The 14,126-nt window shown below is 39.0% G+C and carries 13 protein-coding genes and 1 other RNA gene; 11 read left to right on the plus strand and 3 right to left on the minus strand.

What is annotated here, in order from left to right:
• Positions 1 to 12: 12 nt before the first annotated feature.
• From ACE1TG_RS03325 to ACE1TG_RS03365, 9 genes are all read left to right on the plus strand, one after another.
• Positions 13 to 1,515, plus strand: coding sequence for a sugar ABC transporter ATP-binding protein (locus ACE1TG_RS03325; protein WP_375050938.1), 1,503 nt, complete (start codon positions 13 to 15; stop codon positions 1,513 to 1,515).
• Positions 1,515 to 2,450 (plus strand): ABC transporter permease subunit, encoded by a 936-nt coding sequence (locus ACE1TG_RS03330; RefSeq protein WP_375051089.1) that lies wholly within the window; start codon positions 1,515 to 1,517, stop codon positions 2,448 to 2,450. Before ACE1TG_RS03325 ends, ACE1TG_RS03330 begins: the two co-directional genes overlap by 1 nt.
• Positions 2,451 to 2,476: 26 nt before the next feature.
• Positions 2,477 to 3,415, plus strand: a complete 939-nt coding sequence (rbsB, locus tag ACE1TG_RS03335; protein ID WP_375050939.1) for a ribose ABC transporter substrate-binding protein RbsB — start codon at positions 2,477 to 2,479, stop codon at positions 3,413 to 3,415.
• Positions 3,416 to 3,679: 264 nt separating this feature from the next.
• Positions 3,680 to 5,284 carry an acyl-CoA synthetase gene (locus tag ACE1TG_RS03340; protein ID WP_375050940.1) on the plus strand — a complete coding sequence of 535 codons (1,605 nt, stop codon included), beginning with the start codon at positions 3,680 to 3,682 and terminating at the stop codon, positions 5,282 to 5,284.
• A gap of 230 nt (positions 5,285 to 5,514) precedes the next feature.
• On the plus strand, positions 5,515 to 5,652 hold the full coding sequence (gene sspL / locus ACE1TG_RS03345) for a small, acid-soluble spore protein L (RefSeq protein ID WP_375050941.1): 138 nt from the start codon (positions 5,515 to 5,517) through the stop codon (positions 5,650 to 5,652).
• 3 nt (positions 5,653 to 5,655) lie between these two features.
• Positions 5,656 to 5,913: a sporulation protein gene (locus ACE1TG_RS03350; protein ID WP_375050942.1), complete on the plus strand. Its 258-nt coding sequence runs from the start codon at positions 5,656 to 5,658 to the stop codon at positions 5,911 to 5,913.
• Positions 5,914 to 5,977: 64 nt separating this feature from the next.
• Positions 5,978 to 6,158: non-coding RNA, 6S RNA (gene ssrS, locus ACE1TG_RS03355), on the plus strand.
• Positions 6,159 to 6,364: 206 nt separating this feature from the next.
• Positions 6,365 to 7,768: a S8 family serine peptidase gene (locus ACE1TG_RS03360; protein WP_375050943.1), complete on the plus strand. Its 1,404-nt coding sequence runs from the start codon at positions 6,365 to 6,367 to the stop codon at positions 7,766 to 7,768.
• A gap of 189 nt (positions 7,769 to 7,957) precedes the next feature.
• Positions 7,958 to 8,326, plus strand: coding sequence for a VOC family protein (locus tag ACE1TG_RS03365; RefSeq protein WP_375050944.1), 369 nt, complete (start codon positions 7,958 to 7,960; stop codon positions 8,324 to 8,326).
• 63 nt (positions 8,327 to 8,389) lie between these two features.
• On the opposite strand, the gene ACE1TG_RS03370 is transcribed toward ACE1TG_RS03365, so the two are convergent.
• Entirely contained in the window at positions 8,390 to 9,805 is a 1,416-nt protein-coding gene (locus ACE1TG_RS03370) for a DUF4179 domain-containing protein (RefSeq protein WP_375050945.1), read from the minus strand.
• On the minus strand, positions 9,783 to 10,322 hold the full coding sequence (locus ACE1TG_RS03375) for a sigma-70 family RNA polymerase sigma factor (RefSeq protein WP_375050946.1): 540 nt from the start codon (positions 10,320 to 10,322) through the stop codon (positions 9,783 to 9,785). Before ACE1TG_RS03375 ends, ACE1TG_RS03370 begins: the two co-directional genes overlap by 23 nt.
• 141 nt (positions 10,323 to 10,463) lie before the next feature.
• Here ACE1TG_RS03375 and ACE1TG_RS03380 point away from each other — a divergent pair, with 141 nt between their 5' ends.
• Complete coding sequence (locus tag ACE1TG_RS03380; RefSeq protein ID WP_375050947.1) at positions 10,464 to 11,612, plus strand: AI-2E family transporter; 1,149 nt, start codon at positions 10,464 to 10,466, stop codon at positions 11,610 to 11,612.
• Between the two features lie 288 nt (positions 11,613 to 11,900).
• On the opposite strand, the gene ACE1TG_RS03385 is transcribed toward ACE1TG_RS03380, so the two are convergent.
• Positions 11,901 to 12,467, minus strand: coding sequence for a nucleotidyltransferase family protein (locus ACE1TG_RS03385; RefSeq protein ID WP_375051090.1), 567 nt, complete (start codon positions 12,465 to 12,467; stop codon positions 11,901 to 11,903).
• A 121-nt stretch (positions 12,468 to 12,588) separates the two neighbouring features.
• Here ACE1TG_RS03385 and ACE1TG_RS03390 point away from each other — a divergent pair, with 121 nt between their 5' ends.
• Positions 12,589 to 14,034, plus strand: coding sequence for an MDR family MFS transporter (locus tag ACE1TG_RS03390; protein WP_375050948.1), 1,446 nt, complete (start codon positions 12,589 to 12,591; stop codon positions 14,032 to 14,034).
• The last annotated feature ends 92 nt before the right edge of the window (positions 14,035 to 14,126 follow it).

Below are 14,126 nucleotides of genomic sequence, written 5' to 3' on the forward strand. Positions count from 1 at the left end.
GAGGTGAAAATCATGGTAAAAACACCTTTTGTGGAAATGAATGGAATCGATAAATCCTTTTCTGGCAACCAAGTGTTGAATGGAGTTAACTTCAACGTCCAGAAGGGTGAGGTTCACGCATTAATGGGTGAAAACGGTGCTGGGAAGTCTACGTTAATTAAAGTGTTAACGGGAATTCATAAACGTGATAATGGTGTTATTAAAGTAAATGGTAAAGAAGTGGATTTCGCCAACCCGAAACAGGCAGAAAAGGAAGGGATCCTTGTTATTCACCAGGAGCTTAACATTATTCCACATCTTACCGTTACAGAAAACATGTTTCTTGGGAAAGACATCACTTATCCGAAAACAGGTATCTTAAATACAAAAGAAATGAAAAAACAAACCCAAGCAAGTTTACAAGCGTTGGGTGTAACAAACATTCATCCGGATGATACAGCAGGTGATTTGTCAGTTGGTAAACAACAGATGGTTGAAATCGCACGGGCATTATCAACTAATGCAGAACTGATTGTGATGGATGAGCCGACAGCTGCTTTGACTGAGCGTGAGATTGATAATCTGTTTCGCGTTGTTGAATCACTGCAAAAACGCGGTGTTGCTATTATTTATATTTCACACCGGATGGAGGAAATTTTTAAGATTTGTAATCGGGTCACTGTATTGCGTGATGGGACGTATATCGGAACGGAGGATATTTCGGATACCAGTTTTGAAGCAATTGTAAAGATGATGGTTGGACGCGAGCTTGGCGAGCGTTTTCCGGAACGTTTGAACAAAGTTGGTGATGTGATTTTTGAAGTGAAGAACCTTGAGCGAAAAGGACTTTTTAACGATATTAGCTTTCATGTTAATAAGGGAGAAATTCTCGGTGTATCAGGATTAATGGGAGCAGGCAGAACCGAAATTATGGAAGCCATATTTGGCTATGAAAAGAAAAATAATGGGACTGTCTTTCTTGATGGAAAGAAATTGTCTATTAAACACCCGCATGACGCCGTGAAAGCTGGGATTGGTTTTATATCAGAGGATCGTAAAGCAAAAGGGTTGGTGATTAGTTCTTCAATTCGCGAAAATATCTCCCTTCCCAATATGAAAACAGTATCAAAAAATGGAATTGTTTCAGCCAGAAAAGAACACGATCTTGTAACAGATTTGATAAAGCGATTGCATGTAAAAACGACCGGTGGAGAACAGGAAGTTAAGTCATTAAGTGGTGGTAATCAGCAAAAGATTGTTATCGCAAAATGGCTCGGAATCAATCCGAAACTGCTTATTCTGGATGAACCAACACGTGGTGTAGACATTGGAGCAAAAAAAGAAATCTATAACATTATGAATGAACTTACCAAAAATGGTGTTGCAATTATTATGATTTCATCTGAACTGCCGGAAATTTTAGGTGTAAGCGATCGTATTATGGTTATTCACGAAGGTAAGATCTCACAAACCATGGACAGGCATGAAGCCGACCAGGAAAAAATAATGACGGCAGCTACAGGAGGGGAGTCATGATGAAAAAATTATTGGTTACAAATTTTGCTAAAATCGGTCCATTAATTGGACTTATTCTAATAATGATAATACTAGGGTTTATGAGTGAGAACTTCTTCACATTAGATAATATTCTAAATCTGCTTCGACAAATTTCCGTGAATGCGTTAATCGCGTTTGGGATGACGTTTGTTATCCTGACTGCTGGTATTGACCTATCAGTAGGGTCGATGCTTGCCTTAGGCAGTGCGTTGACAGCTGGGATGTTAACGACCGGAATGGATCCGTTACTAGCTATATTGGTTGGTTTATTGATCGGGCTGGCATTAGGTGCAATGAATGGGCTTATTATTACGAAAGGTAAAGTAGCTCCGTTTATTGCAACACTTGCAACCATGACCGTTTTCCGTGGTGCAACGCTCGTTTATACAGACGGTAAACCAGTTACAGGTCTTTCTGACAGTTTCACATTTGAGATGATTGGTCGAGGTTATGTATTTGGTATTCCATTTCCAGTTATTCTTATGCTGGGCGTATTCCTTATTTTATACTTTGTGCTTCGTAAAACAGTTTTTGGCCGGCAAGTTTATGCTGTGGGTGGAAACGAAGAAGCATCTACATTATCAGGTATTAAGGCGGATCGCGTGAAGATTTGGGTTTACGCATTAACTGGGATGTTATCAGTATTAGCTGGAATTATTTTAACAAGCCGGTTAAATTCAGCACAGCCAACAGCAGGTTCGATGTTTGAACTGGATGCAATCGCTGCAGTTGTAATCGGTGGTACAAGCCTTATGGGTGGACGCGGCCGTATTTTTGGGACATTGGTTGGTGCATTAATTATTGGTGTTATTGATAACGGCTTGAACTTATTGAATGTTTCATCATTCTATCAGCAAATTGTTAAAGGTGGTGTTATATTACTCGCCGTATTACTTGATAGAAGATCTAAATAATTAACAAAATTTTGGGAGGAATTAAAATGAGTAAATGGATTAAGAGATTAGGACTATTAACGTTATTGCTGGTTGTAATCAGTGCATGTTCTACTGAAAAACCGGGATCATCAGATGATTCTTCAGAAGGCAGTTCAGATGATTCCATTAAAATCGGTTTATCTGTGTCAACATTGAACAACCCTTTCTTCGTATCATTACGTGATGGTGCTGAAGCTGCAGCAAAAGAAGCAGGATATGAAATCGTAACAGCAGATGCACAGAACGATGCATCAACACAGTTAAGTGATATTGAAGATTTATTGCAGCAGGATATTGATGTTCTTTTAGTAAATCCAACTGATTCAAAGGCAGTAGTTTCAGCAATTGAATCAGCAAATGATGCAGGTGTTCCGGTTATAACCGTTGACCGTAGTGCTGATGGTGGTGAAGTTGTTACACACATCGCTTCTGATAACGTAGCAGGTGGTGAAATGGCTGGTAAGTATATTGCTGAGCAGTTAGGTGAGAGTGGTAAACTTGTAGAGCTTGAAGGTATCCCGGGCGCATCAGCTACACGTGAGCGTGGTAAAGGATTCCATAATATTGTAGATGGTATTGACGGTTTGGAAGTCGTTGCAAATCAATCAGCAAATTTTGACCGCTCAGAAGGCTTAACAGTAATGGAAAACATTATTCAAAGCAGTGATCAAATTGATGCCGTGTTCGCTCACAATGACGAAATGGCACTAGGTGCAGTACAGGCACTTGAATCAAACGGCATGCTGAAAGATGTAGTCGTTGTCGGATTCGACGCAACCGATGATGCCCGTGCAGCAGTAAAAGAAGGTCGTATGGATGCAACAGTTGCTCAACAGCCAGAATTAATCGGACAAAAAGCCATTGATGCTGCAGGAAAAGTAGCTTCAGGTGAATCAGTGGATGAGTTTATTCCTGTAGAATTACAATTGGTAACAGCAGAATAGATTTTTGGAGTAATCAGGTCATCGCTGGGTGACCTGATTTTTTTTGCGGTTAAGAAATTATAATACTATCTTACTGCATAATTAATTAAGGGGCTTTCTAATTTTATTAATTCGATAGTATTACCTGAATTAATCAGTTGCTCGAGTTTTTTTGGCAAAATAAGTCATTACGGCTTACTTGTCATTATTAGTTTTCTGAATTAAAATAAAACAAAGAATATTCAGCACATAAGTCATCGAAAAATTCATTTGAGGAGTGGAAATATGAACACAGAAACAAATGTACATGGTGATCTTGGCAAGATGTTGCAGCGGGCAAGACGAAATACGCTTGGAGATCTGTTAGCGCGGACTCGTGACCGAATGCCCGAGAAGTTAGCAATTACGTATGAGGGACAACGGCTGAATTATGCGGAACTAGATAACTTGGTAAACCAAACGGCACATGCCTTTTTGGCTGACGGAATGAAAAAAGGAGATATGGTGACAGTAATGTCCAAAAATAGCTTGGACTTTGTCATAGCAAACTTTGCTTTAGCCAGAATTGGGGCAGTTATGATTCCGATTAACTATATGCTTTCCACTGAAGATGTGGCATATATATTGGAACATGCAGAGGTTAGTGCATTTATCGCTTCAGAGGAATATGCACCAGTTTTGGATAAATCAGCTGGAAGGCTTGAAATCAGACAGCGCTATTTGATGGATACCCTTGGAGCATATGAAGGAGAACTCTCCTCGTGGGAATCGTTGTCTGATGCACGTGATGGTCGTCCTAATGATATTGTGGAAGTTGATATTGGTGATGATGATCTTGCACATGTGTTGTATACTAGCGGGACGGAATCACGGCCTAAAGGTGTTATGCTTTCCCATAAGAGCTTAATTAGTGAGTATGTAAGCTCCATTATAGATGGGAAAATGGCAGCTGAAGATGTGGCGATTCATGCATTACCGCTATATCATAGTGCACAGTTACATGTATTTTTAGGACCAAGTATTTATGTTGGATCGAGTGGAATCATTCTTGGCGCGGCGAGTCCAGATGTTATTTTACAAACAATTGAAGAGGAAGGGGCAACACAGTTATTTGCTCCACCAACTGTCTGGATTGCATTACTGCGCCATCCGGATTTTGATAAACGTGATTTATCGACGCTTGAAAAATGCTATTATGGTGCAGCCATCATGCCACGTGAAATTTTAAAGGAACTTGCCGAGCGATTACCGAATGCGAAGTTCTGGAACTTTTACGGACAAACTGAAGTGGCTCCACTTGCTACAGCATTACAGCCAGAAGATCAACTACGTAAATTAGGATCAGCTGGTGTAGCAACCTTAAATGTACAGACAAAAATTGTTGATGATAATGATAAGGAAGTTGCTCGCGGCGAAACGGGTGAAATTGTTCACCGGACACCGCATACTATGAAGGGATATTTACATGATCCGGAAAAGACAGCCGAAGCATTTCGGGGTGGCTGGTTTCACAGTGGAGATCTGGGTGTGATGGACGAAGAAGGCTACATTACAATTGTTGACCGCAAAAAAGATATGATAAACACAGGTGGTGTCAATGTCTCGAGCCGGGAAGTGGAGGAGACTATTTATCAAATGGATGGTGTTTCCGAAGTTGCTGTTGTAAGTATTCCAGACCCATACTGGATCGAAGCAGTGACTGCGATAATTGTTCCGAAAGAGGGTGCAAGTCTTACGGAAGATGGAGTAGCAGAATTTTGCAGGGAGAGGCTTTCAAAATTCAAGGTTCCAAAATATGTAGATTTCACGGATGAATTGCCAAAGAACCCAAGTGGAAAGGTACTGAAACGGTCATTACGTGATAAGTATGAAGAACTTGGCGAAAAGTAGAGGCTAGAACGGCCCGAATTCAGGTAGAAAAGGCAGCTCAAAATCGGCGAATAGATAAAGATCGACGCGGAATCGATAAAGTTATTGGCAGAATAGATAAAGTTCGACACGGAATCGATAAACATCGACAAATAATCGATAAAGTCTAAAGGTGCCCTGGCCAGAGGGCGCCTTTTTCTAGCATAAAAGGCTCATAATTTGAAATACTATCAAGTGGAGGTGTTTATATTATGAGTGAGAAAGAGGATAACAGAAGCAAGCGCAGAGTTAATTCAAGTGTTAATCAACAAGGGTTGACCGAGGATGCAGCTGATCAGCGTCCAAAATCGCAGCTTGAACAACGTGCGAAGAAAAAGAACACGAAATAAAGGGTGAGGATCATCGATAATACATTGAATTATTTGCGTGAGTCATTAGCGAATTATAGTGAAAATGATATGTGTCAAAGGATTGGTAAGAAGCTTGAAACAGAAGGATACAAGAATGAAGTCGAGTTTGTTAGAAATTTGGATGAAGAAGAAATGGCTTATCTTGATTCCGTATTGGAGAAGGAATTAGCCTATGCCAGGAATGTCGAAAACGATATTCGTGTAAAAGAGTTAACGGAAGTATATGAGTTATTGTTTTGAAACCGTTTTCAAAATAGGTTAAAATTCCCATTGTATTTGGGTGGGTTTACGTGTAATATATATTTATAAGCTGCAATGTACGTATTAATTTTAGTTTAACCTCTAACATATGAATAGGGAGTTTTACATCGAAACTATAATGTCGTGCCTCGATCGTGTGGAAGACAGGAAGGTTTCTGCAAACACCCACTTTGCGAAGTGGTGGTTTAAACTTTTTATGAAAATACGGCAATTGTGGCTGATAACTATTTAAATGGCGGGCCAGTTTCCTAATGGGAAGCTGGCCATTTTGTATGGAAAAAATTATTTATATGATTTAAGATGTATGACTTTTTTATGATTAAATTGGATATTTCCCAACAATAATCTATCATTTGTACGGTAGTAAACGAGATTTCTCTCATTCATAATGAATTTGAAAGAAAATTCTATCAAATGGGAGTTGAAGTTTATGAAAAAGGTTATTTATTTAACACTTTTATCATTTTTTCTATTTTCGTTACTGATTTTTGGACAACCTAAAGCAAATGCTACAACGAATTCGGTTGCAATTGATCCCCTTCTGGAAGAGAAGATTGCAGAAGGTATAGGAAGTTTTCAAGTGATTGTTACCTTCGATGGTGATGAAGAACCAACCTTAGCCAACTTGAATCTACTAGAAAGAATAGGAATTACAGATGGGATATCGCTTAAATCCCTGCCAATGGTAGCTACGATTGCTACTGCAGACCAAATAGAAGATCTAAAAAATAAAGATAGTGTTCGTTCTGTTTATTTAAATCGAAAGCTAGAATATTCCAATGCTGACGCAACAGAATTAACAGGTGTTGATCAAGTTCGTTCTGATGAACAAATGACAGAACAAAATAATGGAATACCTGTTACTGGTGAAGGAGTAGGTGTTGTTGTGAATGATAGCGGGGTTGATGGAACTCATCAGGATTTACTGTTTGGTGAGAATTTAGTACAAAACGTCTTGGCAAGCTTGAATTTAAGCAACCTGGCACCAGGGTTATTGCCTGCTACTTACCTGGAAAATGTACCAAATACCGATAGTAACTCAGGTCATGGAACTCACGTAGCTGGAACCGTCGGCGGTACTGGGGAAATGTCTGATGGGAAGTATGAAGGTGTTGCGCCAGGTGCAGATTTGATTGGTTATGGATCAGGAGCAGCATTATCTATCTTAGACGCTCTTGGTGGATTCGATTATGCAATGGAGCACCAGGAAGAATATGGAGTTCGTGTAATCACAAATTCCTGGGGATCAAGTGGAGATTTTGATCCTAATGATCCAATAAATATCGCTAGTAAGGAAGCCTATGATAATGGTATAACGGTATTATTTGCCGCTGGAAATGAAGGACCAGCTGAAGATACACATAATCCATATGCAAAGGCACCATGGGTCATTTCTGTTGCAGCAGGTACAAAAGGCGGTGAGTTGGCAGACTTTTCATCGCGTGGAACAACTGATGGTGGTGGAACCTTTGAGATTGATGGGGAAACATGGACATGGAAAGATCAACCATCAATTACTGCACCAGGAGTAGATATTATTTCTTCAAGAGTTATTGCACCGATATCATCATTAGCATTGGATAAAGATTTGCAATACATTGAGACGGAATATCTCCCATATTATACAACAATGAGCGGAACATCGATGGCCACACCACACGTTGCAGGAATAGTTGCTTTAATGCTTGATGCTAATCCAGAATTGACACCTGAAGAGGTTAAAAATATCATTCAACAAACAGCAACCCCAATGTCAGACTATGAAGCTTGGGAAGTTGGGGCAGGTTATGTGAATGCTTATGATGCAGTTAATCTGGCGTTTAATGAAAACTAGTTAGTTGAAAAATTTTTAGACCAGTTTTTTTATGAAGCTGGTCTTTCTTACTGCATAAATAAGATTGCATTCCAGAGTATAAGGCGCTTATAAATGTTCTATAAGCATATCTTTTCAAAAGTGATATGTAATTACTATTATTCATGCTGCGCAATAGTGGTTAAAATGGAGAGAAGGGAGAGTGAGCATATGTCATTTAACTATGAAAAGATTGATCATGTTCAATTAGCAGCTCCTATCAAAGGAGAAAATCAGGCGCGTGAATTTTATCAGAATAAATTAGGCTTTGAAGAAGTTGAGAAGCCAGCATTATTAAAAAAGAATGGTGGCGTTTGGTTCCAGGCAGGGGATGTTCATATACATATTGGAATTGAAGAACCATTTGTTCCAGCCAAAAAAGCGCACCCAGCTTTTCAGGTAAAAAATATAGAAGCAATGAAGCAGTATCTGGTTGAGAAGGATGTTGCTTTTAAAACGGATGACCGGCTTCCTGGAGCAAATCGATTCTATGTGTCTGATCCATTTGGAAATAGGCTGGAGTTCCTGGAGTGGGAGTAATAGCAATCCAGACTTAAGAAGGCTTCGGGAAGGCATTCCCGAAGCCTATTGCTACGAACAATACTATTCTTTTAAGTCAATTTTTATTGGGTCCATTTTAATAGGGTCATCATTTGCGCTTAGCGTGCCAAATGGAACCATTATTGAGTAGTCTTTGATATTGAATTGACCAGGGTTCTCTATTGTATAAGTTGATTTAAAATGTAATTTTTCTTCGTCTATTATTTTCGCCGTTTTACTCCTAATCCTATTTTCGAGCATCTTTACCATCTCCAGATCACCATCTTCATCTCTATAGATATTGTCGGACTTAATTAACATAATAAAATTAGCAAAGCCTTGAACAATATCTTTTCTAATGGTATCTGTGTCTACATTTTGTACATTGTAATCCAATATAAGTTTATTTCCATTTTGTTCTACTTTATTAACCTTAATGCTGTATTTAAATCTTTCACTTTCCGCCATAAATGGAGTCGTCTGATCGAGTGATGTCACGGTGTCTTCTTCATTTTGTACTATTTCAGGATAAACAGTTAGGTATTCTGCTTTATTACTAATCTTGCTATCAAATAACTCTCGTGTCTCTTTCTCGACTAATCCACCATTCTGTTCGGTTTCTAAGACCGCTGCATGTTGTGTTGATAGTCCATTACCCTCATTATCCACTACGGTTAATCTTATATCATCATTTTTACCAGCTATAGGGAATGTTGTAGTATAATTCAGCATTGTTGTTGCTTTCCCTTTTTCAACTGACTCCATTTTAAGCTTATAGTCTTTATGTGTACTTTCAGCTTGAGTATAAATTGTTTCAGAAGGAATTTGCTGAACGGGAACATTGAATGTCCAATTTCCCTTCACTCCTGCTATAGAGGTGAATGTTAAAGGCAGATTATAATCTTCAGGTAAATTAGCATCAGGATTTTCAAACTCCATCGCAGCAACGTAACCATCTTCAGTTTCTTCCAGTCCAGTCATAGATCCGGACCATTGTTCCCGTTCGTCGCCGCCAAACAGGTGAAAACCATATCCAGTTTCAGGTCCTTTATCTCCACCAACATTATCCAAGGATAATCGATCACCTTGAGCTTTAAATGTAATACCTATAATATTCCCATCATAGTAAGCACTTGTGATTGTAATATCTACATTATTACTTGTTGCATGTTGGTTTAGTTCTGTAACTAAACCACTTTTTGATAATTGCGATCCAATCTGCATGCTGAAGTTCTCATATATAGAGCCTATTAAAGGTACAGATGCTAACACGTTTGTGATCGGAGCAAAAACCAAACCAGATGCTAAGAATGTACTGGCAGCAACTGATGCAATAGTTCCGAAAATTTTAGCCTTTGACTTTCTTTTTGGCGTTTTTTCATTTCGCCCCTTTTCTATTCCTTTGTCAATTGCATCGAATATTTCACTCTTTTCAACATTTATATCATTAATTTCTTTATTGAATTGCTCTTTGAACATTGCTATCCACTCCCCCAATTATCTTTTTTAATTCAATCTTCGCCCGGCGCAGATAAGTCTTAATTGTGTTTTCTGGTTTTTCCATTGTTTCTGAGATTTGATAAATAGTCAGGTCATGATAATAAAATAGGATAATTACTGTTTGATAGTCCTTATTTAATCTGGTTACTGCATTTAATGTGTCCATTTTGTCCTCAATATTTGTACTGGGTTCGTCTGGCATATTATCAATAATATTTTCATCTAACACAACTTTCTTTCGTTTTCTTATAAAGTCGTATGCTGTACGAATTAATATTTTAGTTAGCCATGTGTGAAAATACTGGGGCTGTTTCACTTGTTTTATAGATACAAAAGCTTTATAAATCGTCTCTTGCAGAACGTCTAATGCATCTTCTTTGTTTCGTACATAAAGAAAAGCCGTTTTGTACAATTTCTCACTTTCATTTTTTACTAGGGTTTCAAATGCTTGTCCGTCCCCATTTATTGCTTTGTCAACAAGGTCCAAGTTTTCCAAGTTGTAACCTCCTTTCACACGTTAGAGCAATTATTGTTTAAAAAAGTTTCAAAAAATATATTATTCCTAAGTTACATAGCCCCTCAATTATGGAATTTTTCTGCAATATAATCTATAATTTGTGTATCTAGGAGGGTCGCTATGAAGACAGAGAGTCGATTTATGAATTTTATTGGTGGACGGGATCTTTTTTTCGGATTAATTCTGCTGATTCTGATAGGTATTGCAATATTTATTTACACTAAAGTTTCTTTCATCTTTAATCCAATACTTATCGTTTTTTCAACTGTTTTACCGCCGGTTATATTGGCCTTTATAGCTTACTATTTGTTAAATCCAATTGTAAATATCCTGCAGCGTTTACATATTAAGCGAATTTGGGGAATTATCATCTTAATCCTTGGTATCAGTGGGTTGCTTACGGGTGTGATTTTACTTACGGCACCGGCAATTGAAGCTCAGGTAAAAGATTTGGCTACTAACTTTCCAAAATACTTACAGCAAATGGGAGAAGGTATTAAATCATGGGTTCAAAATTCATTTTTGGCACCTTATTATGATCAAGGATACAATTGGCTTACATCCAACCTCAGCAATCTGACTAGCAGAATTGGTGAGTATCTTGGTGGTGCTCTAGAAAGCGTCCAGAATGTTGCTAGTACACTTACCAGTGTAGTGGTTTCTATTATTACATTTCCTTTCATCCTGTTTTTCCTGTTAAAAGATGGGGAGCGATTTAAGGAATTTTGTTTAAAAATTTTGCCCCCAAGATATAGAGACGACGCGAACCAAATCCTTAAAAATATGGATATTCAGGTAGGTTCTTATATTCAAGGTCAAATTATTGTGGCTTCATGTATCGGTATTCTTTTATATATCGGGTACTTAATCATTGGGCTGGACTATGCGATAACACTTGCGATTATTGCAGGGATAACGAGTGTAGTTCCGTATCTTGGGCCAATGATAGCTATATCGCCTGCAATCATAATTGCGCTGGTTGCTTCCCCATTCATGTTTTTAAAATTAGCTATTGTTTGGGCTGCTGTTCAATTTTTGGAAGGGAATTTCATATCACCAAATGTTATGGGAAAAACAATGAGTGTTCATCCGCTCACAATTATTATCGTGTTATTAGTTGCGGGAAACCTGTTTGGAGTCGTTGGTGTGATTCTTGGTATCCCGGGTTATGCAATATTGAAAGTGATCGTTCAGTATTTGTATACTAAATTTAAGCAACGGTATAACCGGTATTATGGTGAAGAATATGGCACCTATGAGCATGAATAAATTACGGTGGAAGTACCTGAATTGATTGGGTGCTTCTTTTATTTTGTATAATCGCGATAAACCGGGAACTCGAGCGACATTGGCCTTAATTCGAGCGACAAATCGTGAAATCGGGAGACAGCATAGTCAAGTCGAGCGACAAATCGTGAAATCGGGAGACAGCATAGTCAAGTCGAGCGACAACCCGTGAAATCGGGAGACAGCATAGTCAAGTCGAGCGACAAATCGTGAAATCGGGAGACAGCATCCCCAAGTCGAGCGACAACCCGTGAAATCGGGCGACAACACCTAAAATTCCACCTTAACCATATTCCATCTATCCGACCAATCTTTCTCCACAACCCGTTGCTTATAAATTTTAAGAAGCTCAGCTGATTTCGCGAAATAGGGTGTAGGGCGAACTACCATGTTGAGCACATCATCAACGCCATGTGGTGCTGTCAGAATCAGATCATCATCCTGACTTAGTTTTACTCCCAGAGCTGTTGCTGTTTCCGGGAATTTTGCTATGGCGTCTTCTGTACTGCTATAAGGATCCAGGTTATTTCGTACATGCATGCGTGCTTCATTTTTAACGGACCAAGGCACCTCAGGTAAAAGCTTGTGCAATATTTTTTCTAAGCGTTTTTCTTCAGCCTCATCAATGGTGCCCTCATCGAAATACACAACATCAATATCAGGAAGAACAGTCCGTTCATCGAATCCATGCAGGACATCCCAAACTTTTGACCGTACAAATCCTGCACAGATCCACCAATCGGGCAACTGTAATTGCTGTGCTGCTTTTAAGATATCCATCATCCATTTGTCAGCTTGGATAACCTGGATGATATCTTCTGTTCTATTCATTTTCATCACCATCATACTTCCATTTGAATTTTTAACTTTCATTATACAACATTATTGACCTTGCCTGTTATTTTCCATATAATTCAATACGTGTACAAGAACAGCAGCTGAAAAGGAGATGTGTTGTATGGGAAACAATCAAGAGGAAAGTGTACAACAGTTAAATAAGTTTCCGATTGTTGCTGTATTGCTATCAGGTGCTTTTTTGGCGATTTTAAATCAAACGTTACTGGCTACGGCTATTCCGCCAATTATGGCCGACTTTAATCTAACTGAAAGCACTGCACAGTGGTTAACGACTATTTTTATGCTGGTGAATGGGATTATGATTCCTATCACAGCTTTTTTAATAGAGACATTTACGGCTAGAAAATTACTGCTTACTGCAATGTCTACTTTTGCGGTGGGGACGTTAATTTGTGGTATTGCACCAAATTTCTTTGTATTGATGGTCGGAAGAGTTGTTCAGGCATCTGGCGCAGGGATAATGCTGCCATTAATGATGACTATATTTCTATTAATTTTTCCTATCGAAAAACGAGGTTCTGCTATGGGGACTGTTGGGTTGGTTATTTCGTTTGCTCCTGCTATCGGTCCAACGCTTTCCGGATGGGTTGTAGAGAATTATCCATGGCGTGTGATGTTTTTCATTATTTTACCGCTAGCGATTATTGATATTATTGTTGCTTATTTTGTTATGAAAAATGTGACCACACAGACATATCCAAAGGTTGATATTCTTTCCATCATTTTATCAACGCTAGGCTTCGGTGGGTTGTTGTATGGATTCAGCAGTGCAGGTAATTATGGCTGGTCTGATTTAGTAGTACTTGCTTCCCTTGCTATTGGGGCGATTGCGCTGACAAGTTTCATTCTTCGGCAATTTAAGCTTGCTCAACCTATTTTGGAATTTCGTGTATTGAAATATCCGAGATTTACAATTGCAACCGCCATAGGGATGATCGTGTTTATGGCACTGATTGGTGCGGAAACAATCCTGCCGATTTATATGCAGAATATGGCTGGATTTACTCCGCTTGAATCTGGAATGATGATAATGCCTGGTGCATTGGTGATGGGGTTTATGTCCCCGATTACGGGTCGGATTTTTGACAGAGTGGGTGCCAGGTGGCTAGTGATTATTGGATTATCTATTCTCACAATCACCACATTTATGTTTACGAATCTTTCGACTGAGACGTCATTGACTTATATCACCGTCGTGTTTGCGATTCGCATGTTTGGTATTTCTATGGTGATGATGCCTGTTACTACTGCAGGTCTTAACCAGTTACCAACACGATTAATACCGCATGGTACCGCGATGAATAATACAATGCGCCAGGTTGCGGCATCGATTGGTACCGCCATCCTGGTTACAGTGATGACGGCTGCTGCAGTGGATATGAGCGCAGATGCGGACCCAAGTGAAATGATCCATGGTGTTAATGTGGCCTTCTACGTTGCAACAGGGTTGTCATTGGGAGGGCTTGTACTGGCGTTTTTTATCAAACGGTCTACACCAGCTGAAGACCGTGCTGCAATGGAACTTGCCGAAGAAAATGAAAAATAAGATTCGCTATGCTATGTGACGACGGGACCAGTTATAGGGGAGAAAACATTAAGTAACACAATAATTAGGAGTGCAAATCGCTTAGCGGTTTG

It is taken from the genome of Virgibacillus sp. JSM 102003, from assembly GCF_041949995.1.
Classification (GTDB): domain Bacteria; phylum Bacillota; class Bacilli; order Bacillales; family Amphibacillaceae; genus Lentibacillus.